This window comes from Nocardioides sp. Soil_C_8 (genome assembly GCF_057656315.1).
The window spans coordinates 856,116-879,242 of record NZ_JBDGKQ010000001.1 but is presented as its reverse complement, the minus strand read 5'-3'; the positions used below and the strand labels follow the sequence as shown (position 1 = coordinate 879,242).

Annotated in this window: 23 protein-coding genes and 1 riboswitch; of the genes, 20 read left to right on the top strand and 3 right to left on the bottom strand. The window is 70.9% G+C overall.

Annotated elements, in window-relative coordinates:
* Positions 1 to 38: 38 nt before the first annotated feature.
* Positions 39 to 1,601 (top strand): glutamate synthase-related protein, encoded by a 1,563-nt coding sequence (locus AC3A3L_RS04320; protein WP_487638792.1) that lies wholly within the window; start codon positions 39 to 41, stop codon positions 1,599 to 1,601.
* 19 nt (positions 1,602 to 1,620) lie between these two features.
* Here AC3A3L_RS04320 and AC3A3L_RS04315 read toward each other — a convergent pair whose 3' ends face one another.
* Positions 1,621 to 3,063: an alpha,alpha-trehalose-phosphate synthase (UDP-forming) gene (locus tag AC3A3L_RS04315; RefSeq protein WP_487638791.1), complete on the bottom strand. Its 1,443-nt coding sequence runs from the start codon at positions 3,061 to 3,063 to the stop codon at positions 1,621 to 1,623.
* 213 nt (positions 3,064 to 3,276) lie between these two features.
* Between AC3A3L_RS04315 and napA the strand changes: the two genes are divergently transcribed.
* The 5 genes from napA (at position 3,277) to AC3A3L_RS04290 (ending at position 6,899) form a co-directional block, all read left to right on the top strand.
* The gene (gene napA, locus AC3A3L_RS04310; RefSeq protein WP_487638790.1) at positions 3,277 to 3,570 is read left to right on the top strand and encodes a nucleoid-associated protein NapA; all 294 of its coding nucleotides are present in this window, start codon (positions 3,277 to 3,279) and stop codon (positions 3,568 to 3,570) included.
* Positions 3,571 to 3,690: 120 nt separating this feature from the next.
* Positions 3,691 to 4,182, top strand: coding sequence for a LytR C-terminal domain-containing protein (locus AC3A3L_RS04305; RefSeq protein ID WP_487638789.1), 492 nt, complete (start codon positions 3,691 to 3,693; stop codon positions 4,180 to 4,182).
* 77 nt (positions 4,183 to 4,259) lie between these two features.
* Complete coding sequence (gene otsB / locus AC3A3L_RS04300) at positions 4,260 to 5,090, top strand: trehalose-phosphatase (RefSeq protein WP_487638788.1); 831 nt, start codon at positions 4,260 to 4,262, stop codon at positions 5,088 to 5,090.
* Between the two features lie 75 nt (positions 5,091 to 5,165).
* Positions 5,166 to 5,304: riboswitch (SAM riboswitch) on the top strand.
* Between the two features lie 10 nt (positions 5,305 to 5,314).
* The gene (gene thrC / locus AC3A3L_RS04295) at positions 5,315 to 6,607 is read left to right on the top strand and encodes a threonine synthase (RefSeq protein ID WP_487638787.1); all 1,293 of its coding nucleotides are present in this window, start codon (positions 5,315 to 5,317) and stop codon (positions 6,605 to 6,607) included.
* A gap of 16 nt (positions 6,608 to 6,623) precedes the next feature.
* Complete coding sequence (locus AC3A3L_RS04290) at positions 6,624 to 6,899, top strand: MoaD/ThiS family protein (RefSeq protein WP_268109825.1); 276 nt, start codon at positions 6,624 to 6,626, stop codon at positions 6,897 to 6,899.
* Positions 6,900 to 6,919: 20 nt separating this feature from the next.
* Here AC3A3L_RS04290 and AC3A3L_RS04285 read toward each other — a convergent pair whose 3' ends face one another.
* A complete protein-coding gene (locus AC3A3L_RS04285; RefSeq protein WP_487638786.1) occupies positions 6,920 to 7,417 on the bottom strand; it encodes a GDYXXLXY domain-containing protein in 498 nt (165 codons plus the stop codon).
* Entirely contained in the window at positions 7,414 to 8,664 is a 1,251-nt protein-coding gene (locus tag AC3A3L_RS04280; RefSeq protein WP_487638785.1) for a DUF2157 domain-containing protein, read from the bottom strand. Before AC3A3L_RS04280 ends, AC3A3L_RS04285 begins: the two co-directional genes overlap by 4 nt.
* Before the next feature lie 124 nt (positions 8,665 to 8,788).
* Here AC3A3L_RS04280 and AC3A3L_RS04275 point away from each other — a divergent pair, with 124 nt between their 5' ends.
* From AC3A3L_RS04275 to AC3A3L_RS04210, 14 genes are all read left to right on the top strand, one after another.
* Entirely contained in the window at positions 8,789 to 9,628 is an 840-nt protein-coding gene (locus tag AC3A3L_RS04275) for an SGNH/GDSL hydrolase family protein (protein ID WP_487638784.1), read from the top strand.
* A gap of 9 nt (positions 9,629 to 9,637) precedes the next feature.
* Positions 9,638 to 10,480 carry a hypothetical protein gene (locus AC3A3L_RS04270; RefSeq protein ID WP_487638783.1) on the top strand — a complete coding sequence of 281 codons (843 nt, stop codon included), beginning with the start codon at positions 9,638 to 9,640 and terminating at the stop codon, positions 10,478 to 10,480.
* Positions 10,477 to 11,343 carry an ATP-grasp domain-containing protein gene (locus tag AC3A3L_RS04265; protein WP_487638782.1) on the top strand — a complete coding sequence of 289 codons (867 nt, stop codon included), beginning with the start codon at positions 10,477 to 10,479 and terminating at the stop codon, positions 11,341 to 11,343. Before AC3A3L_RS04270 ends, AC3A3L_RS04265 begins: the two co-directional genes overlap by 4 nt.
* Positions 11,344 to 11,540: 197 nt before the next feature.
* A complete protein-coding gene (locus AC3A3L_RS04260; protein ID WP_487638781.1) occupies positions 11,541 to 11,960 on the top strand; it encodes a TadE/TadG family type IV pilus assembly protein in 420 nt (139 codons plus the stop codon).
* A complete protein-coding gene (locus AC3A3L_RS04255; protein ID WP_487638780.1) occupies positions 11,957 to 13,441 on the top strand; it encodes a TadE/TadG family type IV pilus assembly protein in 1,485 nt (494 codons plus the stop codon). Before AC3A3L_RS04260 ends, AC3A3L_RS04255 begins: the two co-directional genes overlap by 4 nt.
* A 244-nt stretch (positions 13,442 to 13,685) precedes the next feature.
* The gene (groL, locus tag AC3A3L_RS04250) at positions 13,686 to 15,314 is read left to right on the top strand and encodes a chaperonin GroEL (RefSeq protein WP_487638779.1); all 1,629 of its coding nucleotides are present in this window, start codon (positions 13,686 to 13,688) and stop codon (positions 15,312 to 15,314) included.
* Positions 15,315 to 15,529: 215 nt separating this feature from the next.
* On the top strand, positions 15,530 to 16,978 hold the full coding sequence (locus AC3A3L_RS04245; RefSeq protein WP_487638778.1) for a hypothetical protein: 1,449 nt from the start codon (positions 15,530 to 15,532) through the stop codon (positions 16,976 to 16,978).
* A gap of 215 nt (positions 16,979 to 17,193) precedes the next feature.
* The gene (locus tag AC3A3L_RS04240) at positions 17,194 to 18,243 is read left to right on the top strand and encodes an ABC transporter ATP-binding protein (RefSeq protein ID WP_487638777.1); all 1,050 of its coding nucleotides are present in this window, start codon (positions 17,194 to 17,196) and stop codon (positions 18,241 to 18,243) included.
* Between the two features lie 9 nt (positions 18,244 to 18,252).
* Complete coding sequence (locus AC3A3L_RS04235; protein WP_487638776.1) at positions 18,253 to 19,470, top strand: ABC transporter substrate-binding protein; 1,218 nt, start codon at positions 18,253 to 18,255, stop codon at positions 19,468 to 19,470.
* A 4-nt stretch (positions 19,471 to 19,474) separates the two neighbouring features.
* Entirely contained in the window at positions 19,475 to 20,353 is an 879-nt protein-coding gene (locus AC3A3L_RS04230) for an ABC transporter permease (protein ID WP_487638775.1), read from the top strand.
* A 16-nt stretch (positions 20,354 to 20,369) separates the two neighbouring features.
* Entirely contained in the window at positions 20,370 to 21,179 is an 810-nt protein-coding gene (locus AC3A3L_RS04225; RefSeq protein ID WP_487638774.1) for an ABC transporter permease, read from the top strand.
* A 39-nt stretch (positions 21,180 to 21,218) separates the two neighbouring features.
* Entirely contained in the window at positions 21,219 to 21,908 is a 690-nt protein-coding gene (locus AC3A3L_RS04220) for a hypothetical protein (protein ID WP_487638773.1), read from the top strand.
* 83 nt (positions 21,909 to 21,991) lie between these two features.
* Positions 21,992 to 22,495 carry a hypothetical protein gene (locus AC3A3L_RS04215; protein WP_487638772.1) on the top strand — a complete coding sequence of 168 codons (504 nt, stop codon included), beginning with the start codon at positions 21,992 to 21,994 and terminating at the stop codon, positions 22,493 to 22,495.
* Positions 22,492 to 23,043 carry a nucleotidyltransferase family protein gene (locus AC3A3L_RS04210; RefSeq protein WP_487638771.1) on the top strand — a complete coding sequence of 184 codons (552 nt, stop codon included), beginning with the start codon at positions 22,492 to 22,494 and terminating at the stop codon, positions 23,041 to 23,043. The genes AC3A3L_RS04215 and AC3A3L_RS04210 overlap by 4 nt, the downstream gene beginning before the upstream one ends.
* Positions 23,044 to 23,127: the final 84 nt, after the last annotated feature.

The window sequence follows — 23,127 nt, the reverse complement described above, 5'->3', positions numbered from 1 at the left end:
TCCTCGACAACGTGTCGTGGGAGGGCTAGGAACGGGGCATGAGGTGGAGGTACGCGATCCTGGGCGGTACGGCCGCTGCCGCAGCTGCCACGACTGTGCACGACCTGGTCCAGACGAAGCACGCGATCGTGCGCAACTTCCCCGTGATCGGGCACGCCCGCTTCTTCCTGGAGCGGTTCGGGCCGGAGCTGCGGCAGTACATCGTCACCAGCAACGACGAGGAGCGCCCGTTCAGCCGCGACCAGCGTCGCTGGGTCTACGCCAGCTCGAAGCTCGAGAACAACTACTTCGGCTTCGGCACCGACAACGACGTCGAGCGCGTCGAGGGCTACCCGATCATCAAGCACCGCACCTTCACCGGTCCGGGGGCGGCCACGATGCCCCACGCGCAGGAGGAGATCGTGCTGCCGTGCGCGAAGGTGATGGGCGCCGCGCGCGGTCGTACGCACGCCTTCCGGCCCTCCTCGGTGGTCAACATCTCCGGGATGAGCTTCGGCTCGCTGTCGGGCAAGGCCATCGAGGCGCTCAACAAGGGCGCGGCGATGGCGGGCTGCTTCCAGAACACCGGTGAGGGGGCGTTGTCGCCGCACCACCGCAACGGCGGCGACATCGTCTTCCAGATCGGCACCTCCTACTTCGGTTGCCGCGACGAGCAGGGTCGCTTCGACATGGCGCGGCTCGTCGACGTGGTGCAGTCGGCGCCGGTGCGCGCGATCGAGGTCAAGCTCAGCCAGGGCGCCAAACCGGGCCTCGGCGGCATGCTGCCGGGCGGGAAGGTCAGCCGCGAGATCGCCGAGATCCGCGGCATCCCGGAAGGCAAGGACTGCGCGTCGCCCAGCCGGCACACCGTCTTCCACGACATCGACTCGATGCTCGACTTCGTCGAGTCGGTGGCGCAGGCCACCGGCCTGCCGGTGGGGATCAAGTCGGCGGTCGGCAACCTCACGATGTGGGACGAGCTCGTCGAGGCGATGGGGTCCGGTGCGCGCGGGGTCGACTTCGTCAACATCGACGGGGGCGAGGGTGGCACCGGCGCGGCCCCGATGATCTTCGCCGACTCCGTGGCCTACCCGTTCCGCATCGGCTTCAGCGAGGTGTGGCGCCGGTTCGCCGCGGCCGGCATCAGCGACGACGTCGTGTTCGTCGGGGCGGGCAAGCTCGGCGTGCCGGAGAACGCCGTGGTCGCCTTCGCCCTCGGCGCCGACATGGTGAGCGTGGGCCGCGAGGCGATGCTGTCGATCGGCTGCATCCAGGCCCAGAAGTGCCACACCGACCACTGCCCGGTCGGGATCGCGACGCAGAACCCCCGCTACACGCGAGGCCTCGACGTGGGCCTCAAGAGCGTCCGGGCGGCCAACTACGTCCGCTCGCTGCGCCGCGACCTGCTCAAGGTCTCCGAGGCGATCGGCGTCGTCCACCCCGGCCTCATCGCGCCCCGCGACATCGACATCCTCGACGGCACGCGGTCGGCCGTCGGCCTCGGCGAGGTCTACGGCTACGACCCGGCCTGGCCGCGCCTCGGCTCCGACCTGGTGAGCGAGATCGAGGCGATCATGGTCGCCCAGTACGAGACCGCGCCGTCCCGACGCGCCCCCGCCTGAGCGGAGCCGGACCGGGCGGTCAGCGCGTGCGGGACTGCCGCACCGTCTTGTCGTGGTGCTCGGGCAGCTCCTCGAGCTCGCGCAGGAAGTCGGCAGCCCACTTCGACACGTCGTTCTGGACGACGGTCTTGCGCATCGCCCGCATGCGCCGGGAGGTCTCCTTCCTGTCCGCGGCGAAGGCGTCCAGCAGCGCGGACTTCATGCCGTCGATGTCGTAGGGGTTGACCAGCCAGGCCTGGCGCAGCTCCTGCGCCGCGCCGGCGAACTCCGAGAGCACGAGGGCGCCGTCGTCCTCGAACCGGCAGGCGACGTACTCCTTGGCGACGAGGTTCATCCCGTCACGGAACGGTGTCACCACCATGATGTCGGCGGCGCGGTAGAACGCGGCCATCTCCTCCCGGGGGAAGGAGTTGTGGAGGTAGTGGATGGCCGGGTTGCCGATCTTGCCGTGGTCGCCGTTGATCCGTCCGACCAGCATCTCGATCTCGTCGCGCAGGATGCGGTACTGCTCGACGCGCTCGCGGGACGGCGTCGCCACCTGCACGAAGACGGCGTCCTCGACGTCGAGGTGCCCGTCGCGCACCAGCTCGCCGAACGCGCGCAGCCGGGAGTAGATGCCCTTGGTGTAGTCGAGCCGGTCGACGCCCAGGAAGATCCGCCTTGGGTTGCCGAGTGCCTCCCGGATCTCGGCGGCCCGCTCCGCCACGGCCTCCGACCGGGCCAGCTCCTCGAACCCGGCGGTGTCGATCGAGATCGGGAACGCCGTCGCCTTCACGGGCCGACCGTCCGGGAGGTAGATGGTGTCGCGGTGGGTCTTGTGGCCCACCCGGCTGCGCACCAGGCGTACGAAGTTGGCAGCCGCGCCCGGCAGCTGGAAGCCGATCAGGTCCGCCCCCAGCAGTCCCTCGAGGATCTGGCGGCGCCACGGGAGCTGCGAGAAGAGCTCGGCCGGCGGGAAGGGGATGTGGAGGTAGAACCCGATGCGCAGGTCGGGCCGCTGGGCGCGCAGCATCTGCGGCACCAGCTGCAGCTGGTAGTCCTGCACCCACACGGTGGCGCCCTCGGACGCCACCTCGGCGGCCCGGTCGGCGAAGCGCTGGTTGACCGAGACGTAGGAGTCCCACCACTCGCGGTGGAACTCCGGCTTGGCGACGACGTCGTGGTAGAGCGGCCAGAGGGTGCCGTTGGAGAAGCCCTCGTAGAACTCCTCGACCTCCTGGGCGCTCATCGCGACGGGGATGAGGGAGAGGCCGTTCTCCTCGAACGGCTCGAACTCGTCGTCGTCGGCCGAGCCCGGCCAGCCGATCCAGGCGCCGTCGTTGGCCCGCAGGACCGGCTCGAGCGCGGTGACGAGGCCGCCGGGGGAGGGCCGCCACGACACCGTGCCGTCCGGCTGGCTCACCCGGTCCACGGGCAGCCGGTTGGCCACGATCACGAGGTCTGCCTGCGGCGCTCCAGTCACGTCGGCAACCCTAGCGACGGCCGGTGAGGCGGAGACCACCCCGCGGTGTCCCGTGCAGAGCCGGGCAGGCCCCGGTCGTCCGCGGCGCGCGAGCCCGGCGCAGGTTTGTCCAGACGACTCGCCGGAGGCGAATGACATCGTTGTGGTTCGTCGCCTAGACTCGTGCTCGTCCACCCGGTCACGGGTGGTGCGGGGTCGAGGAGGAGATGTCCGATGGACGCAGCCGAGCACATCACACCCGAGCAGGGGACTGCTGCCGGGCTGAGCCAGCGCGACCGCGACATCCTCGAGTTCGAGCGCCACTGGTGGAAGTACGCCGGCGCCAAGGAACAGGCGGTCCGCGAGAAGTTCGACATGTCCTCCACCCGCTACTACCAGGTCCTCAACGCCCTCATCGACCGTCCCGAGGCGCTCGAGGCCGACCCGCTGCTCGTACGCCGACTCCGCCGGCTGCGAGCCTCCCGCCAGCGGCAGCGCTCGGCGCGCCGCCTCGGGTTCGAGATCTGACGCCACCCTCGACTCCACGCCTGATCCAACGGGCCCGCCCACTCACGATTGGTCACCTTCCCCATGGCCTCCTTCCCCAGCTCCGGCCGCCCCGCACCCCGTCGTCGTGACGAGCGAGGTGTGGCCTTCCCGTCCCCGCTCGTGATGCTGTCGGTCCTCGCCGTGGCGATGGCCTCGATCACTTTCGTCGCGACGCGCGACCAGGCGCCCACCGAGCGCCGGGTCGACACCGCCACGATCGCCAGCGCCGACCAGTCGCCCAGTGCCGAGGCGACTCCCGCCCCGGCCGAGACGCCTGCGCCCGAGCCGAAGCCGAAGCCGAAGCCGCAGGTCAAGCGGGGCGAGGTCTACGTCGAGGTCTACAACAACTCCGGCATCCGGGGGCTCGCCGCGGCGACCGCCGCGACCGCCACCGGCGTCGGCTGGGCGGTCGTGGGGGAGGACAACTGGCAGGGCCTGATCCCCACCAGCACCGTCTACTTCCCGCCCCGGCTCAAGGCCGCCGGCAAGCAGCTCGCCCTCGACCTGGGCATCAAGCGCACGGCGCCCGCCGTCGGCGTCATGAAGCGCGACCGGCTCACCGTCATCCTCACCGCCGACGCCCCGCGCTGACCCCGCCGCCCGCCGACGCCCGGGCGCAACCGCGGGCAGCCTCGGTGCTCGTGCGCCGCACGTGGTTGGGTTGACCCATGGAGTTCACCTCCGACGACGCGCGCGCCCACTACGACGCCGTACGCGACGTCCTCGACCGCACCGTCGTGGGTCTCGACTTCGACGGCACGCTGTCGCCGGTGGTCGACGACCCGGAGGCGGCCCGCCTCCACCCCGCAGCGCCCGGTGCGCTGCTCGAGCTCGCCGAGGTGGTGCGCGCCGTCGCGGTCATCACCGGCCGCCCGGCACGCCAGGCGATCGCCATGGGCGACCTCGACGCGCTCGGCAACGCGTTGCTCGACCGCGGCGCGGAGCTCTTCGTCTTCGGCCAGTACGGCAACGAACGCTGGTCGGCCACCGAGCAGCGCATCCGCTCGCCGCGCCCGCCTGCGGGACTGGCGAGCTTCGAGCGCGAGCTGCCGGCGGTGCTGCGCAGCGCGGGCGCCGGCGAGGCGTACGTCGAGGAGAAGGGCCTGGCCGTCGCCGTGCACACCCGGCGGATGGACGACCCGGCCGGGACCTTCGAGCGGCTGGTGAAGCCCATCTCGGCCCTGGCCGAGCGGCACCACCTCACGATCGAGCCCGGCCGCAACGTCATCGAGGTCCGCTCGGGCGACATGCACAAGGGCCACGCCCTGCGGGTCTTCGTGGACGAGCAGGAGGCTGCCGGCGTGATCTTCGGCGGCGACGACCTCGGCGACGTCGAGGCGTTCGAGGCGGTCCGCGCGCTGCGCGCCGACGGGATGCCCGGCCTGGTGGTGTGCTCGGCCTCGACCGAGCAGCCCGACCTGGTGCGGCTCGCGGACGTGGTCGTCGACGGCCCGAAGGGCGTCGTGGAGCTCCTGACCGGGCTCGCCTCCCGCCGCTGACCGCGTGGCGGACGCCGCCGTGCTCACATCGTGGACTCGATGTGCGCATCGTGAGACGGCTGCCTAGGCTGAGCGTGCTCATCACGAGGGACTGAGGGAACGGCCCGACGAAGTCCCGGCAACCACCCGCGAGCCTCCTGTCCGGCACAGCCGGCAGTCGCGGGAGCAGGTGCCAAATCCGGCCCCGGCGAGAGTCGCGGGGGACAGATGAGAAGGAGGACTTCATGAGCACCCTGCTGGACGACGGCACCACCACGACCGCGACCACGACCGACCGCGGGCTGCGGGAGGGCGCCTTCGGCAACGCCCGCTCCCTCGCGTGCCGCGAGTGCGGCCACGAGGTCGCCCTCGGGCCCTCCTACGCCTGTCCGGAGTGTTTCGGGCCACTGGAGGTGGCCTACGACTTCCCGACGGTGACCCGCGAGGAGATCGCCGCCGGCCCCCGCAACATCTGGCGCTACAAGGCGCTGCTGCCGGTGCCGTCCGACATCGAGCAGAGCCCCAACACCGAGCCCGGCTTCACCCGCCTGCTCGAGGCGAAGAACCTCGCCCGCGAGCTCGGCCTGGAGAAGCTGTGGGTGAAGGACGACTCGACGAACCCGACCAACTCGTTCAAGGACCGCGTGGTCGCCTGCGCGCTCAGCGCCGCCCGCGAGCTCGACGCCAAGGTGTTCGCCTGTCCCTCGACGGGCAACCTGGCCAACGCGGTCGCCGCCGCCGGCGCCCGCGCCGGCATCCCGACCGTCGTGTTCATCCCGAGCAACCTCGAGACGCCGAAGAAGGTCAACTCGGCGGTCTTCACCGAGAAGCTCGTCGCGGTCGACGGCAACTACGACGACGTCAACAAGCTTGCCTCCGAGATCGCCGGCGAGGAGGAGGGCTGGGCGTTCGTCAACGTCAACGTGCGCCCCTTCTACGCCGAGGGCTCCAAGACCCTGGGCTACGAGATCGCCGAGCAGCTCGGCTGGCGGCTGCCCGACCAGATCGTCATCCCCGTCGCGTCCGGCTCGCAGCTGACGAAGGTCGACAAGGCCTTCCAGGAGCTCATCAAGCTCGGGCTGGTGGAGGACAAGCCCTATAAGGTCTTCGGTGCGCAGGCAGCCGGCTGCTCGCCCGTCTCGGTGGCCTACAAGGGCGAGACCGACGCGATCCGGCCGGTCAAGCCCGACACCATCGCCAAGAGCCTCGCCATCGGCAACCCCGCCGACGGCATCTACGTGCTCGACATCTGCCGTCGCACCGGTGGGGCGGTCGAGGACATCACCGACGACGAGGTCCGCGAGGCGATCGTGCTGCTCGCCCGCACCGAGGGCATCTTCACCGAGACTGCCGGCGGCACCACCGTCGGAGTCCTGAAGAAGCTCGTCGAGACCGGCCAGCTCGACACCTCGCTCGAGACCGTCGTCATCAACACCGGCCACGGGCTCAAGACCCTCGACGCCGTCTCCGACCGCGTCGGCCCCGCGGCCACCATCGCCCCGTCCTATGACGCGTTCGTGGCGTCGAAGGTCCTCTGAGAGGAAGATAGAAGACATGAGTGTCTCGGTCCGGATCCCGACCATCCTGCGCACCTACACCGGCGGTGAGTCCGAGGTGAGCGCCGAGGGGGACACCCTCTCGGCCGTCCTCGACGACCTCGACGGGAACTACTCCGGCATCAAGGGCCGGATCCTCGACGAGGCGGGCCAGCTGCGGCGCTTCGTCAACGTGTACGTCGGCAACGACGACGTGCGTTTCCTCGACGAGCTCCAGACCGCCACGCCCGACGGCGTGCAGATCTCGGTGATCCCGGCGGTCGCCGGAGGCTGAGACCAGGTCGTGGTCGCGCGTCACCCGGCGCGTACGTCGACCACGGCCGCGTTGCCGCGGTCGTCCACCCGCAGCTCGGCGACCGCGCCGTCGCGCAGCAGGGCCTCGGCCTGCTGCGCCTCGTCCTGCTGGAGGAACCAGCTCTCGATGCCGCACCGGACCTGCCACGACCGGTCGTCGCAGGCGAGGTAGGGACCGTCGTCCGGCCGCGTGCGCGCCCAGTCCTCGGCCACCCAGACGCCGTCGTCCTCCACGAGGGTGATGTAGACGTCCCCGGACTCGCCGTCCTCCATCGCTCCGAGCCCGGGCTGCACGAAGGACTGGGACGCGTCGTGTCGGAGGTCGGGGTAGTCGAGCGCGACGTAGGCCCCCCGGAACGGGTCGATCGGGTCGACCGGCGCGACCCGTACCAGGTAGGTCTCGCCCGCCACCCGGGCGGAGAGCTGCGGTGCCACGGCCAGGCCGACCAGCGCGAGCTGGCTGACCGCGATCACGGTGGTCGCGAGGGTGCGCTTCATCGGTCGGTTCCCTTCGGGGCGGGGTCGGCAGGGCTGTCGGCAGGGGCGTCGGTGGGGTCGAGGGCCTGCACGAGCTCACGGCGGGCGCGGTCGAACAGGAAGCCGGTGCCGAGGAAGACGGTGCCGAGCACCACGAAGAGCCAGGCCCCGGTGACGATGGGCGCGAAGACGGCGAAGCCCTGGAAGGTCGTGAACACGACCAGCCCGGCCATCGCCATCCAGGTCAGGGCCTGGTGGTCGCGGAGGGTCCCCAGTGCCACCAGGGCGACGGCCAGGACCACGTAGGCGACGACGGAGATCGCCGCGTGCGCCCAGTCCGCCACGTCGACGGCCGAGGAGTCGGTGCCGGTGGCCCAGAGGGAGAGCGACGTGGCGGTCAGCAGCACGGCGACGGCGCCCAGCGGCTCGATGATGCGTGCTCCCCGGCGTACCACGGCGGCGGCCACCGTCGCTGTCGAGGCGACGGCGAGTGCGACCACCACCCCGGTCGACCACGTCGGGCCGGCGCTGCCCACGTCGGGGATCGCGGCGACGAAGAGCGCCGTGAGCGCCGTGCCGCCGGCGACGGTGCGCCACGTCCAGGCGAAGCGGTCGATCCACCCGTCGTGCAGGACGGCGAGGGCGGCCGCGAGCACCGCGCCGGCGCCGAGCAGGACGACGACCGTGGTCCCGTCCTGGGCGTTCCACAGCGGTTGCACGAACCACCAGGCGACGCCCGTGACGACCCCGACGACGAAGGGCATGAACGCCCGCGCGAGGTAGGCGTGGACGAAGGCGCCGACGGCCCAGAGCCCCACGAGGCGAGGCTCGTAGGCGGGGACCTGGAGCGACTGTGCGGCCTGGAAGACGAGGGCTCCGGCGCCCAGCGCCGCGAGAAGACGTGCGGCGCCGACGAGCGGCGGTGAGGCGCGGCGCGCCGCCAGCGTCTCGCCGCCGACCAGGAAGAGGAGCCACAGCGCCGCGACCAGTGCGAAGCGCGTCATGGGGGAGAGCGCGTCGAGGTTGGCGGCGACCAGCCAGATGAGTCCGACGCCGACGAACCCGCCGCCGAGGTGGAGCAGGACCCGGCCCACGCTCACGCGGGCGTGGCGCTCGGAGTGGTAGCGCGTCGAGATGCGCGCGGCCTGCTCCTCGCTGAGGAGGCCGTCCGCGGTCCAGTCGGAGAGCTCGTGGCGCAGCCACGCGAGCTGACGTGGCGCGACCGGTCGGGTGGCGAGGGACGATGCCGGTGACGAGGTGTCGGTCATGCCTCCACCGTGGCGCGCCGCGGCCGGGCTGTGATGAGTACGACGACCCATCTGTGGAGTGCCGTTCGGTCTGGGGTCGCCCGGGGTTGCGCGACCGTTCAGGGACGTCTGGTTCACAAGGGGCGTGGGAAGCAGACACCTGACCCGGGCCGGCGTCGCGCTGGCCGTCCTCGGCGGCGTCGCGGGAGGGACGGCGTACGGCGCCCGCGAGCTGCTGCAGCGCCAGGCGGCGCAGGCCCGACGCGCCATCGGCAAGCCTCTGGGGGAGCAGGCGCCGGACGCCGACCGCCACTACAAGAAGAAGCACGGCGAGCCCGTGGACCTGCTGCTGCTGGGCGACTCGATCGCCGCGGGGCTGGGCGCGGACCGCGCCAGGGACACCCTGGGCAGCCGGCTGGCGCGTGGCATCGCTGCCGCTGCGGGCCGTTCCGTGCGGCTGAGGACGGCGGCGGTGGTCGGCTCGGAGAGCAGCATGCTGGGCGAGCAGCTCGCCTCGCTGCCCCGGGGCTACCGCCCGCACGTCGCGGTCATCGTGGTGGGCGGGAACGACGTCACGCACCGAGTGCCGGTCGCGGAGTCCGTACGCCACCTGGCGGCGGCCGTCGACGACCTCCGCGCCCGCGGGGCGGAGGTCGTCGTCGGGACCTGCCCGGACCTCGGTGCGCTCCAGCCGGTGCCGCAACCCCTGCGGGCCCTCGGCTCGCGTGCCTCCCGACAGCTGGCGGAGGCCCAGCGGGCGGCCGCCCTTGCGCGAGGTGCGCGGGTCGTCTCGCTGGCCCACGTGGTGGGCCCGTTCTTCATCACGAACCCCGAGGAGATGTTCAGCCTCGACCGCTTCCACCCGAGCGCGCACGGCTACAAGCGCACGGCGAAGGCGATGCTCCCGTCGGTGCTCGCGGCCCTCGGCGTCGTGTCCGACGTGCCGTTCGGGCACCACGCACCCGAGGTGGGTGGGTCAGGCTAGGGTTCCCGGGTGCGCACCACTGCTCGACGAGCCGGCCAGGCCGTCAAGAAGGCTGCCAAGAAGGCCGGCCGGATGCAGGCATCGCCCGTCCCGGCCGAGCCCGAGCCGCTCGACCCGAAGGCCGAGCGCCGCCGCCGGTTGCTGGCCAGCAACCTGACCGAGCTGGCCATCGAGTTCCGCACCGACAAGTGGGGCGTCCACAAGTACACCCCCCACTACGAGCGCCACCTGCAGCACCTGCGCGGCGAGTCCTTCACGCTGCTCGAGCTGGGCATCGGCGGCTACAAGAAGCGCCGCAAGAGCGGCGCGTCGATGAAGATGTGGCGCTGGTTCTTCCCCAAGGCCCGCATCGTCGGGCTCGACATCGAGGACAAGACCTGGCTCACCCGCGGCCACATCCACACCTACCTGGGTGACCAGACCGACTCCGAGATCCTCCAGCGCATCGTCGACGAGCAGGGCGCGCCGCTCGTGGTGATCGACGACGGCAGCCACATCCCGGCCCACGTGCGGGAGTCCTTCCGGATCCTGTTCCCGCTGCTGCCCGACGGCGCGATCTACTGCATCGAGGACACCCAGACCTCCTACTGGCCGGCTTGGGGCGGGCAGCTCGACCCGCGCGCGCCGGGCACCTCGATGGACCTGGTCAAGGACCTCGTCGACGGCCTCAACCACGAGGAGTTCCTCCTCGAGGGCTACGAGCCCACCTACACCGATCAGTGGGTGCGCGCCGTGCATTGCTACCACAACCTCGTGATCATCGAGAAGGGCGACAACCGGGAGGGCACCAACCGCGACGACGTCGCGCACGAGCTCTACGGCGCCTCCGAGCTGCCCACCGACGACGCATGAGCGTCCTGCTCGCCACCAGCGGCGACCTGCCGCAGGGGGAGCCCGGTGCGGGCGCCCTCGACGCCGTCCTCCGCGCCCGCGGCACCGACTTCGCCTGGGCCCGCTGGGACGACCCGTCCGTCGACTGGGCCGCCGCCGACCTCGTGGCGGTGCGCTCCACCTGGGACTACGTCACCCGGCACGCCGAGTTCCTCGCATGGGCCGCATCGCTCGACCAGTCCCGCCTGCTCAACGGCGCCGACGTCTTCGCCTGGAACCACGACAAGCGCTACCTCACCGAGCTCGGCGACCTGCCGGCGGTCCCGACGCTGCTGGCCGACGACCGGGCGGGTCTCGCCGACGCGGTGCGGCACTTCGGCACCGCCGTCGTCAAGCCTCGGGTCGGCGCCGGGGGCGCGGGCCTCCTCGTGGTCACCGACCCCGACGACCCACGCCTGGGCCGTCCCGTCCGCAGCCACGCCGACTACCCCGAGGTCGACGGGCCGTGGGTCGTGCAGCCGCTCGTCGAGTCGATCCGCACCCACGGCGAGGCGTCGGTCTACGTCCTCGGCGGGCGGCTGGGTCAGCGCTTCGACAAGCTGCCGGGCGAGGGCGACGTACGCGTCAACGAGGAGTTCGGCGGCCAGGTGCGACCCGTCGCGACCGGTGACGTCGGCGACCTGGTGATGAGCGCGTACGACGCCATGGGCGAGCGCTTCGGCCGGCCGATGGACTACCTCCGCGTCGACCTCCTGCGGTGGGACGGCGGATGGGTCGTCAGCGAGCTCGAGCTGATCGAGCCCGGTCTCTACCTCGACGTGTCCGCGGCCAACGCCGAGCCGTTCGCCGACCTCGTCGACGCGAGGGTCGCCGCCCCCGACTGAGGCTGTCTAGACCGGTCGGCAAACAAATCTCGGTCCGGGGGGTGGAGCATGCCCCCCTCAAGTTAGGTTGCCCTTGTCTTGCCTGCGCTGGGGGGTGCGGGCAGGGCCGGTGATCCGTCATCCGTGCCGGGTCACCGTCACAACCTTCGCGGCGCCGGGAGCGATCTCACGCGTCGTACCTGCGGGAGGAAATAGTCATGCCCAAAACACGCCCACGCGGGGACCGCGGTGCGGCGGCGGTCGAGTTCGCACTCGTCGTGCCGGTCCTGCTGGCGGTCCTGTTCTCGATCATCGACCTCGGGTTCGCGATCAACCGCTACACCATGCTCAACAACGCCACCCGCGAAGGAGTGCGGGCCGCGAGCCTGAGTGCCAGCAAGAGCGAGGTCGACAAGGCGGTCAACGACGCGCTGGCCGACCTCAAGGGGAAGGTCACCGTCACCGTCTCGTGCACCACGCCCCTCGGCGGCACGTGCGGGTCCTGGGATGCCAACCACACGTCGGGTGGCGTCGCCGTGGTCACGGCGACCTACCAGCACGCGTGGCTGACCCCGATGGGCAAGGCGCTGTCGTCGAGCCTGTCCCTGTCCAAGACCAGCCAGATGAGGATCGAGTGAGGCGCGCGCTGGCGGCGCGTGCGAGGCAGGAGCAGGACGAGACGGGGGCGGTGGCCGTGCTGGTCGGCCTGCTCGCGATCGTCATCTTCGCCTGTGCCGCGCTCGCCGTGGACATCTCCTCGCTCGCGATGGAGCGGCAGAAGCTGCACGATCACGTCGACTCGGCGGCGCACGCCGGCGCCTTCGAGCTGCCGGCCAGCGGGGCGAAGGCCAAGACCTGGGCCGTCACGATGGCCAAGAACCAGGACCCGGCCATGACGCCCGACACCGAGCTGTTCTGCGTGGTCGCCTCGACCGGTGCGAGCAAGCAGGTGGCGGCGGGGCAGATCCCGGCGACCTGCGACCCCGGGGCGTACAGCACCGCGCAGGTGCGGTGCAACACGAAGATCTGCTCCGTCCCGTGCCCGGCCACGGCGCGGTGCAACACGATCCGCGTCACCGACTCCAAGGACGTCGACTTCGACTTCGCGCCAGTGATCGGGAAGAAGAAGGGCACGACGGGGTCGGTCGCGTCCTCGGCCTGCAAGGGTGCCTGCGGAGACACCCTGCCCAACCCCATGGACGTCGTGATCATGGCCGACCGGACGACCAGCATGGCGGACGCCGACCGGGACCAGATGAAGTCGGCGATCGTGTCGAGCCTGGGTGTCATGGACCCGACGCTGCACTACGTCGCCTTCGGGACGCTCCACAAGAGCAAGGCCACATCCAGCTGCGCCACGGCTGCATCCACCAAGGACGACGGTGTGGACGGCGGCACGTGGATCCCGGTGCCGTTCAGCAACGACTACCGCGCCAACCGGGACGCGGCGATCAACGAGTCCAGCAAGCTGGTCAAGGGCGTCAAGTGCCTCCCCAACGGTGCCGTCCCCGGCTACTCGCTGGGCAGCTACGGCACGCACCTCGCGTCCGCGATGAAGGGCGCCGCGCGCTACCTGCTCGGCAAGCAGTCGAACAACCTGTCGTCGCTGCCGAAGCGACCCGGCACGGCCAAGAAGGTCATCATCTTCGAGACGGACGGCCAGCCCGACGAGCTCGTCGACTCGGGCTCGACGTCGCTGGACACCTCCGGTGACCTGGGCGAGGGCCGCAACTTCTACGACAACGGAAACGGGAAGAAGGGCTGCGAGAACTTCAACGAGGTCGCGCAGGCGGCGAAGGACTCGGGGATCACGGTCCTGGTCATCGGCTTCGGCGATGCCAACGACGCCCCGTGCGAGAAGGCGCTCACGTCCGGGGGCTCGAAGAGGACCCCTCGGGCTCCGTGGGTCCGTGACTACCTGGCGAAGGCTGCTTCGCCCGGCCCGACGGGGGCGCCGAGCAAGGCCGACAGCGACTGCTCCACCGCAGCGGAGGTGTCCGCCGAGAACAAGGACGGTGACTACTACTTCTGTGCCGCCACCGGCTCCGACCTCGGCTCCATCTTCGCGACCGCGGTCATCGCCGTGACCGAGAGCATCCGGCTCATCGACCTGCCCTGACCCGTGGGCACGCGGGCCGAGCCGGAGCCCCCCGTCCGGCTCGGCCCAACCGTTTGCACTCTCATGGGGCGAGTGCTAAACATGACGTTGGCACTCTCCTCATGAGAGTGACAGCGACCCAGGTGACGCTGAGGTCCCCGACGCCGGCGGGAATGGATCGCCGGCCGAGCGGGATCGTCCGTCGCGGGCAGCCCGCCCGGTGTCGCACCCACAGAACTCACGTCGACAGGAATCGCGAAGAGTCATGCCGAAGCTGATTGCTTTCAACGAGGAGGCCCGCCGCGGCCTCGAGCGGGGTATGAACACCCTCGCTGACGCGGTCAAGGTCACCCTGGGCCCCAAGGGCCGCAACGTCGTCCTGGAGAAGAAGTGGGGCGCCCCCACCATCACCAACGACGGTGTCTCGATCGCCAAGGAGATCGAGCTGGAGGACCCCTACGAGAAGATCGGTGCCGAGCTCGTCAAGGAGGTCGCGAAGAAGACCGACGACGTCGCCGGCGACGGCACCACGACTGCCACCGTCCTGGCACAGGCCATGGTCCGCGAGGGCCTGCGCAACGTCGCGGCCGGCGCCAACCCGATGGGCCTCAAGCGCGGCATCGAGTCCGCCGTCGCCGCCGTGTCCGAGCAGCTGCTCGGCATGGCCAAGGACGTCGAGACCAAGGAGCAGATCGCCTCCACCGCGTCGATCTCCGCCGCTGACACCACCGTCGGCGAGATCATCGCCGAGGCGATGGACAAGGTCGGCAAGGAAGGCGTCATCACCGTCGAGGAGTCCAACACCTTCGGGCTGGACCTCGAGCTGACCGAGGGCATGCGCTTCGACAAGGGCTACATCTCGGCCTACTTCGCCACCGACCTCGAGCGCATGGAGGCCGTGCTGGAGGACCCCTACGTCCTCATCGCCAACTCCAAGGTGTCGACGGTCAAGGACCTGCTGCCGCTGCTGGAGAAGGTCATGCAGTCCGGCAAGCCGCTGCTGATCATCGCCGAGGACGTCGACGGCGAGGCGCTGTCGACCCTGGTCGTCAACAAGATCAAGGGCACCTTCCGCTCCGTCGCCGTCAAGGCGCCGGGCTTCGGTGACCGTCGCAAGGCCATGCTCCAGGACATCGCGATCCTCACCGGCGGCCAGGTCATCTCCGAGGAGGTCGGCCTCAAGCTCGAGTCCGCTGGTCTCGAGCTGCTCGGCCAGGCCCGCAAGGTCGTCATCACCAAGGACGAGACCACCATCGTCGAGGGCTCGGGCGACCAGGGCCAGATCGAGGGCCGGGTCAACCAGATCCGCGCCGAGATCGAGAAGTCGGACTCCGACTACGACCGCGAGAAGCTCCAGGAGCGCCTCGCCAAGCTGGCCGGCGGCGTGGCCGTCATCAAGGTCGGCGCGGCCACCGAGGTCGAGCTCAAGGAGCGCAAGCACCGCATCGAGGACGCCGTCCGCAACGCCAAGGCTGCGGTCGAGGAGGGCATCGTCGCCGGCGGTGGCGTAGCGCTCGTCCAGGCCGCCGACGCCGCGTTCGCCAAGCTCGAGCTGACCGGCGACGAGGCCACCGGTGCCGAGATCGTCCGCAAGGCCACCGAGGCCCCGCTCAAGCAGATCGCCGTCAACGCCGGCCTCGAGGGTGGCGTCATCTCCGAGAAGGTGCGCAACCTCGAGCCGGGTCACGGCCTCAACGCCGCGACCGGTGACTACGTCGACATGATCGCCGAGGGCATCATCGACCCGGCCAAGGTCACCCGCTCGGCGCTGCAGAACGCCGCGTCGATCGCCGCGCTGTTCCTCACCACCGAGGCCGTCGTGGCCGACAAGCCCGAGAAGGCGCCGGCCATGCCCGGCGGCGACATGGGCGGCATGGGCGGCATGGACTTCTGATCCGCCCGCGGGGCGACGTCGTACGGCGTCTCCCGCACCCAGCACCACCGACAAGGCCCCCGCCCAGGCGGGGGCCTTGTTGCGTCCGTCACACCCTCAGGGGTGGATCGGTCGTTCGCCTGACGCGGTCCGACGCGGCTTCTAGGCTCCCCGTGCTGCGCCACCACCGAGGGGGCGCCACCTGACTCTGGGGGGTCACCATCTTGCGTTCGCTCATGCCTGCACGCCCGAAGGGCCGCACCGTCTCCGCCCTGCTCGTCGCCGGTGCGCTGGTGGTCTCGGCGGGTGTCGGCGGCGCCACGGCCGGCGCCCTGATCACCGGCAAGGACATCAAGGACAAGTCCATCACCGGCGCCGACATCGCCGATCGCTCGCTCGGCAAGCGGCAGCTGAGCACGGGAGCGATCGACAGCCTGCGCACGAGCTGGAACTCCGGCGTCGGTGCGCCGTCCGCCAAGGACGGGTCCACCAACAGCTGGTACCTCGACACCGCCACCGGCGACGCGTACAAGAACACGCCCCGCGGCTGGGAGCTGCGCGTGAACATCATGGGCGCGACCGGAGCCCCCGGCGCCGTCGGCCCGCAGGGTGCGTCCGGCGCGAAGGGCGACACCGGAGCGGCTGGAGCCACGGGCGCGAAGGGCGAGACCGGTGCCACGGGCGCCGCGGGTGTCAAGGGCGACCAGGGCGAGAAGGGCGACCAGGGCGAGAAGGGCGACCAGGGCGAGAAGGGCGACCAGGGCGAGAAGGGCGACCAGGGCGACCGCGGCGACACCGGCCTGACGGGCGCCACCGGTGCCGCGGGCAGCAAGTGGCTGCGCGGCGACGGCGCGCCGGCCGCCGGTACCGGCGCCGTCGGCGACTGGTACCTCGACACCACCTCGTGGGACGCGTACGAGAAGGGTGCGAACGGCTGGACCCCGGTCGTCAACCTCCGCGGCCCGATCGGCCCCAAGGGCGACCAGGGTGACCAGGGTGAGCAGGGGGCGACGGGTGCGACCGGTGCCACCGGCTCGGCCGGCGCCACGGGAGCCACAGGAGCCGTCGGAGCCACCGGCGCGGTCGGGCCCGTCGGCCCGGTCGGCCCGGTCGGACCGACCGGTCCCCAAGGCCCCATCGGTGCGACCGGCCCGAAGGGTGACACCGGTGCAACCGGCCCTGCCGGCCCCGCCGGGCCCTCAGGTCCTGCCGGCGGCGGGATGACGCTTCGCGACGGCAACGACGCGCCCCTCGGCAAGGTCGTGTCGATGGACATGTACGGCGTGAGCTTCGTGACGGCCGAGGGCTACCTGGTCTCCACGGGCTGGGACGGCGTGACGTACCCGGGCCAGATCTACTACACCCAGCCGTGTGCCACCACGGCGAACGGGCAGGCCTACCTGAACGATGGCTGGGGCGGTAGCCAGAGCCAGACGATGCTGGCGAAGACGGCGGTCTTCAGCAAGAGCCGCAACTCGTGGATGGTGCCCAGCTCCGTCACCGACGGCTACTCGACCTCGGTGGCCTTCACCTCCCAGTCGATCGACAACCCGGACTGCGGCTCGAGCTCGGGCCGGAGCGGCGGGTGGCTGCTGCGCACCGTGGCCGCCACCGAGATCGGTCTGCCGGCGAGCGGCCAGACGGTCAACCAGTTCGTGCTTCCCCTGTCGACGAGCGCCGGCTGATCGCAGCACTGCCGGACCACCGGCACCACCAGCAGGGCCCCCGCTCCGGCGGGGGCCCTGCTGCACGTCCGGGGTGAGCGCGCCCTGGTATGGACCACCGAGCAGGTTTTCCTGCGCCGAATCGTGATCCGTTGATGATGTTCAGTGCGGGATCGGAGGTCCTACTCTGATTTTCGCGACGCTTTCCGTCGTCCCGAGCGTGGGGAGGAGGCTGCATGGGCACTCCGGCCGTCGAGCTGGTCGGCCTCACCAAGTCCTTCGGCAGCGTCACGGCCGTGGACGACCTCGACCTGCGCATCGAGGACGGGGAGTTCTTCTCCATGCTCGGTCCGAGCGGCTCCGGCAAGACCACCGTGCTCCGGATGATCGCCGGCTTCGAGCTGCCGAGCGCGGGACAGGTGCTGCTCGGCGGCGACGACGTGACGGGACGCCCGCCCTTCGCGCGCGACGTCAACACGGTGTTCCAGGACTATGCCCTGTTCCCCCACATGGACGTCCTCGCCAACGTCGAGTACGGCCTGCGGGTGAAGAAGGTGCCGTCCCGCCAGCGTCGTGATCGCGCCATGGCGGCCCTCGAGTCCGTCCAGCTGGGGCAGCTCGCCACGCGCCGCCCGACCCAGCTCTCCGGCGGCCAGCGCCAGCGCGTCGCCCTCGCGCGGGCACTGGTCAACCGGCCGAAGGTGCTGCTGCTCGACGAGCCCCTCGGGGCGTTGGACCTCAAGCTCCGCCGGGCGATGCAGCTCGAGCTCAAGGACCTCCAGCGCGAGGTCGGCATCACCTTCGTGTTCGTGACCCACGACCAGGAGGAGGCGTTGACGATGAGCGATCGGATCGCCGTCTTCAGCGACGGCCGGATCGAGCAGGTCGCGACGCCGGCGGAGCTCTACGAGAACCCCGCCACCGCCTTCGTCGCCGGCTTCGTCGGCACCTCGAACCTGCTCAGCGGCGACGCTGCGTCGGCCGTGCTCGGGAGGGAGGGCACCTTCAGCATCCGCCCGGAGAAGATCCACCTCGACTCCGACGTCGAGTCGGGCAACAGCACCGCACGCGGGACTGTCGCCGACGTCGTCTACCTCGGCTCGGTCAACCACTACCTCGTCGAGCTCGACGCCGGCCCGACCCTCACCGTGCTGAAGCAGAACCTCCGCGACAGCACGGAGCAGGCGATGGGCCGCCGCGGCCAGCAGGTCACCGTCGGCTGGGCCGACGAGCACGTCATCGACCTCTCGGGCGACACACAGCAGGTGCAGCAGCCCCAGGAGTAAGGAGAAGTCATGAAGCAGACCACCAGGCTCGCCGCGCTCGCCGCGGCGTTCGCGCTCGCGCTCACCGGCTGCGGCACGTCCTCCGGCGACGACAGCGACGACGAGAGCGCCACCGGCACCGAGGCACAGGGCGGCTTCACCGCACCGGACGTCCCGATGGCCGACCAGGTCGGGGAGTACGAGGACAGCCTCAGCGTGCTGGCCTGGCCCGGCTACGCCGAGGACGGCTCCACGGACAAGTCCGTCGACTGGGTGACCCCCTTCGAGAAGGAGACGGGCTGCCAGGTCGACGTCAAGTACTTCGGCACCTCCGACGAGGCGGTGAACCTGATGAAGACGGGTCAGTACGACGTCGTGTCCGCCTCGGGCGACGCGTCCCTGCGTCTCATCGCCGGCGGTGACGTGGCTCCGGTCAACACCGACCTCATCCCCAACTACGCCGACGTCTGGCCGTTCCTGAAGGATCGCGCGTGGAACTCCGTCGGCGGCCAGATGTACGGCGTCCCGCACGGCTACGGAGCCAACCTCCTGATGTACAACACCGACGTCGTGACACCCGCGCCGACGAGCTGGAGCGCGGTCTTCGACGACGCGTCGTCGTACTCGGGCAAGGTGACGGCGTACGACTCGCCCATCTACATCGCCGACGCGGGCCTCTACCTGATGAACACGCAGCCCGACCTCGGCATCAAGGATCCGTACGCCCTCGACGCCGACCAGCTCGCCGCGGCCGTCGACCTGCTCAAGGAGCAGCGCGAGAGCGTGGGGGAGTACTGGTCGGACTACCTGAAGGAGATCCAGTCCTTCAAGACCGGCGACTCCGTCGTCGGCACCACGTGGCAGGTGATCGCCAACCTGGCGCAGGACGAGAAGGCACCCGTGGAGGCGTTCCTCCCCGACGAGGGCTCGACCGGTTGGTCGGACACCTGGATGGTGCAGGCGTCGACCATGAGCCCGAACTGCGCGTACGGCTGGATGAACCACATCATCAGCCCGGAGGCCAACGCCGCGGTCGCCGAGTGGTTCGGCGAGGCGCCGGCCAACGAGAAGGCGTGCGACCTGACCAGCAAGGGGTTCTGTGAGTCGTACCACGCCGGGGACGAGGCGTACGCCGAGAAGATCCACTACTGGACCACGCCGATCGAGGAGTGCCTGGACGGGCGCACCGACGTGAAGTGCACGACGTACCAGGACTGGACCCAGGCCTGGACCGAGATCAAGGGCTGACCGCATGGCTGCCCAGCCGCCGCCGGGAGGCGGTGCGGCACCATCCCGCTCGGGTGTGCTGCACCGCCACCCCCGGCTGCGGCTGGGGCTCCTGCTGGGACCGCCCATGCTGTGGCTCGGGGTCCTCTACCTCGGCTCGCTGGCCGCGCTGTTCATCACCTCGCTGTGGACCGTCGATCCCTTCGGGGGCAACATCGAGCGGATCTGGAACCTCGACAACTACCGCGACCTGTTCACCATCGACGTCTACCGCACGATCACCGTCCGCACGATCCTGACCGCCGTGGCAGTGACGGTCATCGACGCCCTCCTGGCCTTCCCGATCGCGCTCTACATGGCCAAGGTCGCCTCGCCCCGCCTGCAGCGGGCGCTCGTCGTCGCCGTGCTGACCCCGCTGTGGGCGTCGTACCTCGTGAAGGCGTACGCGTGGCGCGGGATGTTCGCCAGCGGCGGGCCGCTCGACGACCTGGGATTCTCGCCCGGGTACGGCCTGACCGCGACGGTGGTGACGCTGTCCTACCTGTGGCTGCCCTACATGATCCTGCCGATGTACGCCGGACTCGAGCGGCTCCCCGACTCGCTGCTCGAGGCCTCGGCGGACCTCGGCGCGACCACCCGCACGACCATGCGTCGAGTCGTGCTGCCGGTGCTGTTCCCGGCGGCGGTCGCCGGCTCGATCTTCACCTTCTCGCTGACCCTCGGCGACTACATCGCGGTCAAGATCGTCGGCGGGGCCAACCAGATGCTCGGCAACGTCGTCTACGACTCGTTCCTGACCGGCAACAACCTGCCGTTCGCCGCGGCCGTCGCGACCATCCCGGTCGTGGTGATGCTGGCCTACCTGGGCGCTGTACGCCGAACCGGCGCGCTGGACTCGCTGTGAGCAGGGGAGGGGGACGATGAGCTTCTCGCGTGCGACCCGCGCCGTGCTGCTGGCCCTCACCGGTGTCGTGCTGCTGTTCATCTACGCGCCCTTGGCGCTGGTCGTGCTGAACTCGTTCAACGTCTCGAGGACCTTCGAGTGGCCGCCGCCGGGCTTCACCACGCAGTGGTGGTCGGCGGCCGCGAACAGCACAGGTGCGCGCAACGCCGTCGTGGTGTCGATCGAGGTGGCACTCGTGGCCACCGCGGTCGCACTGGTGCTGGGCACGATGGCCGCACTGGCGCTGCAGCGGTTCCGCTTCTTCGGCCGCGACACCGTCTCGCTGCTGATCATCCTGCCCATAGCGCTGCCCGGTGTGGTGACCGGCATCGCCCTGGCCAACGCGTTCCTGACGATGTTCGGCATCGAGCTCGGGATGCTGACCCTGGTGGTCTCGCACGCGACGTTCTGCATCGTCACGGTCTTCAACAACGCCATCGCTCGCCTCCGCCGGCTGGGTGGCAACCTCGAGGAGGCCTCGATGGACCTCGGGGCCGGGACGTTCCGCACCTTCTGGTCGGTCACGCTCCCGATGATGCGATCGGCCCTGCTGGCGGGAGCCCTGCTCTCCTTCGCGTTGTCCTTCGACGAGATCATCGTGACCACCTTCACCGCCGGGCAGGGCATCCAGACGCTGCCGATCTGGATCTACCAGAACCTGTTCCGCCCCAACCAGGCGCCGGTCGTGAACGTGGTCGCCGCGGCGCTCATCGTGCTGTCGATCATCCCGATCTGGCTGTCGCAGAAGCTCGCCGGCACCGACGAGTCGGTCGCCGCCGCCCGCTAGCACCCCTGCCGGGCGGGGTGCCGCTGGTAGGAATGGCGCATGCGCCTGCCCGTCCCCGGACCCCGTGACGTGATGTCGGCCCTCGAGCGGGGGAGCGAGCAGGTGGAGGCGCTCCTCGGCGCCGTGCCGCGGGCGCTGGCCCTGCTCGACCGCGCCGAGGTCCTGCTCGAGCGCGCCTCGGCGACGGTGGACCGGGTCGGCGGGGTCGTGGACGCGGCGACCGCCGAGGTCGCGCGAGTCGGCGCGGCGGTGGACGCCGCGACCGAGCAGGTCGAGCGGGTGGGTGCGGTGGTGGACGCGGCGACGGCGGAGGTGGCGCGGGTCGGCGGGGTCGTGGACGCCGCGGCGACCCAGCTCGAGCGGGTGGACGCCGTCGTGGGCGGTGCGGCCGTGCAGGCGGGCCGCGCGGGAGCCCTGCTCGATGCCCTCGAACCGCCGCTGACCAAGCTCCAGCCGACCCTCCAGACGCTGGCCGACACCACCCACCCCGACGAGGTGAGGGCACTCGTGCAGCTCGTCGACCACCTGCCCGAGCTGACCGAGCGGATGGAGGGCGACGTGCTGCCGGTGCTGGCCACGCTCGGCTCGGTCGCGCCCGACGTGCACGACCTGCTCACGGTAGCGCGCGAGCTCAACGACATGCTGGCCAAGATCCCCGGCATGGGTCGCATCAAGCGCAGGATCGACGAGGAGGAAGGAGACGACCGCACCGACGTCTCGGTGCGCTGAACCCACGGAACCCGGCCCCGCGACGCCCCGTCGAACCGGTGTGGCACGGTGACGACACCTGCCCGGTCCCACCAGGAGGAATCGTGAACACCACCTCGACCCGCACGCTGCTCGTCGTCCCCGTCGCCCTCGCTGCGTTCGCGGCGCTCACCGGGTGCGGGGCCGACCAGGGCGCCGACTCCGGGTCCGACTCAGCCCCCACCTCCTCTCCGTCCGAGTCGCAGTCGGACAGCACGGCGTCGGACACCCTTGCCCTGACCGCGGACGGCTCGCAGGCAGGCAAGTGCGCGATGCCGTCGGCCGAGGTCCTGTCGACGTTCGACACGGCCTTCGAGGGCACCGTCACCTCCGTCGAGGGCGGCACCGCGACGCTCGAGGTCGACCAGTGGTACGCCGGTGGTGACGCGTCCACCGTCACGGTCGCGGCGCCCAGCGAGGCCCTCCGCGACCTCCTGCTGGCGGTCGACTTCCAGGAGGGGCAGACCTACCTCGTGAGCGCCGACGGCGACCGGGTGACCCTCTGCGGATTCACCGCCGAGGCCACCCCGGAGCTCGAGGCGCTCTACGCGGAGGCGTTCCCCGGGTGACGTCGGTCGTCGGGCTGCTGCTCGCCGCCGGCGCGGGTCGCAGGTTCGGTGGGCCCAAGGCGCTGGCCCGCGACGACGACGGGACGTCGTGGCTGCTGCGCGCGGTCCAGGCGCTGCGGCCGTGCTCGGAGGTCGTGGTCGTCCTCGGTGCCGAGGCCGAGCGGGCGGCCGCCCTGCTGCCGATGTCGGTCTCGCGCATCCGCGCCGACGACTGGGCCGAGGGGATGGGTGCCTCGCTCCGCGCCGGGCTGACGGCCTTGGCGCCCACCGACCACGACTCGGTGCTCGTCTCCCTCGTCGACCTGCCCGACGTCGACGCCGCGGTCGTCGCCCGGCTCGTCGCCGCCTCGCGCGGACGTGACGACCTCGCGCGCGCGTCGTACGGCGGCGTGCCGGGGCACCCCGTGCTCCTCGGCCGCGACCACTGGGCGGGCGTGGCCGTCGGCGCGACGGGCGACCGCGGGGCGCGCGACTACCTCGCAGCGCACGACGTCGACCTGGTCGAGTGCGGCGACCTGGCGACCGGCGCCGACGTGGACTCGCCCTGAGCTGACCGACGGTCGGCACGTCGGTCCGGTCGGAACCCTTGACATCTGTCTCTGGCTAATTAATGCTCATCATTCATATGGTAC

What these genes read in the sequence shown, in the direction of transcription:
- AC3A3L_RS04320 (WP_487638792.1), top strand. Translation starts at nt 39, where the DNA reads ATGAGGTGGAGGTACGCGATCCTGGGCGGTACGGCCGCTGCCGCAGCT.
- thrC (WP_487638787.1), top strand. Translation starts at nt 5,315, where the DNA reads ATGAGCACCCTGCTGGACGACGGCACCACCACGACCGCGACCACGACC.
- napA (WP_487638790.1), top strand. Translation starts at nt 3,277, where the DNA reads ATGGACGCAGCCGAGCACATCACACCCGAGCAGGGGACTGCTGCCGGG.
- AC3A3L_RS04230 (WP_487638775.1), top strand. Translation starts at nt 19,475, where the DNA reads ATGGCTGCCCAGCCGCCGCCGGGAGGCGGTGCGGCACCATCCCGCTCG.
- AC3A3L_RS04240 (WP_487638777.1), top strand. Translation starts at nt 17,194, where the DNA reads ATGGGCACTCCGGCCGTCGAGCTGGTCGGCCTCACCAAGTCCTTCGGC.
- AC3A3L_RS04225 (WP_487638774.1), top strand. Translation starts at nt 20,370, where the DNA reads ATGAGCTTCTCGCGTGCGACCCGCGCCGTGCTGCTGGCCCTCACCGGT.
- AC3A3L_RS04265 (WP_487638782.1), top strand. Translation starts at nt 10,477, where the DNA reads ATGAGCGTCCTGCTCGCCACCAGCGGCGACCTGCCGCAGGGGGAGCCC.
- AC3A3L_RS04220 (WP_487638773.1), top strand. Translation starts at nt 21,219, where the DNA reads ATGCGCCTGCCCGTCCCCGGACCCCGTGACGTGATGTCGGCCCTCGAG.
- groL (WP_487638779.1), top strand. Translation starts at nt 13,686, where the DNA reads ATGCCGAAGCTGATTGCTTTCAACGAGGAGGCCCGCCGCGGCCTCGAG.
- AC3A3L_RS04280 (WP_487638785.1), bottom strand. Translation starts at nt 8,664, where the DNA reads ATGACCGACACCTCGTCACCGGCATCGTCCCTCGCCACCCGACCGGTC.
- AC3A3L_RS04235 (WP_487638776.1), top strand. Translation starts at nt 18,253, where the DNA reads ATGAAGCAGACCACCAGGCTCGCCGCGCTCGCCGCGGCGTTCGCGCTC.
- otsB (WP_487638788.1), top strand. Translation starts at nt 4,260, where the DNA reads ATGGAGTTCACCTCCGACGACGCGCGCGCCCACTACGACGCCGTACGC.
- AC3A3L_RS04285 (WP_487638786.1), bottom strand. Translation starts at nt 7,417, where the DNA reads ATGAAGCGCACCCTCGCGACCACCGTGATCGCGGTCAGCCAGCTCGCG.
- AC3A3L_RS04260 (WP_487638781.1), top strand. Translation starts at nt 11,541, where the DNA reads ATGCCCAAAACACGCCCACGCGGGGACCGCGGTGCGGCGGCGGTCGAG.
- AC3A3L_RS04290 (WP_268109825.1), top strand. Translation starts at nt 6,624, where the DNA reads ATGAGTGTCTCGGTCCGGATCCCGACCATCCTGCGCACCTACACCGGC.
- AC3A3L_RS04245 (WP_487638778.1), top strand. Translation starts at nt 15,530, where the DNA reads ATGCCTGCACGCCCGAAGGGCCGCACCGTCTCCGCCCTGCTCGTCGCC.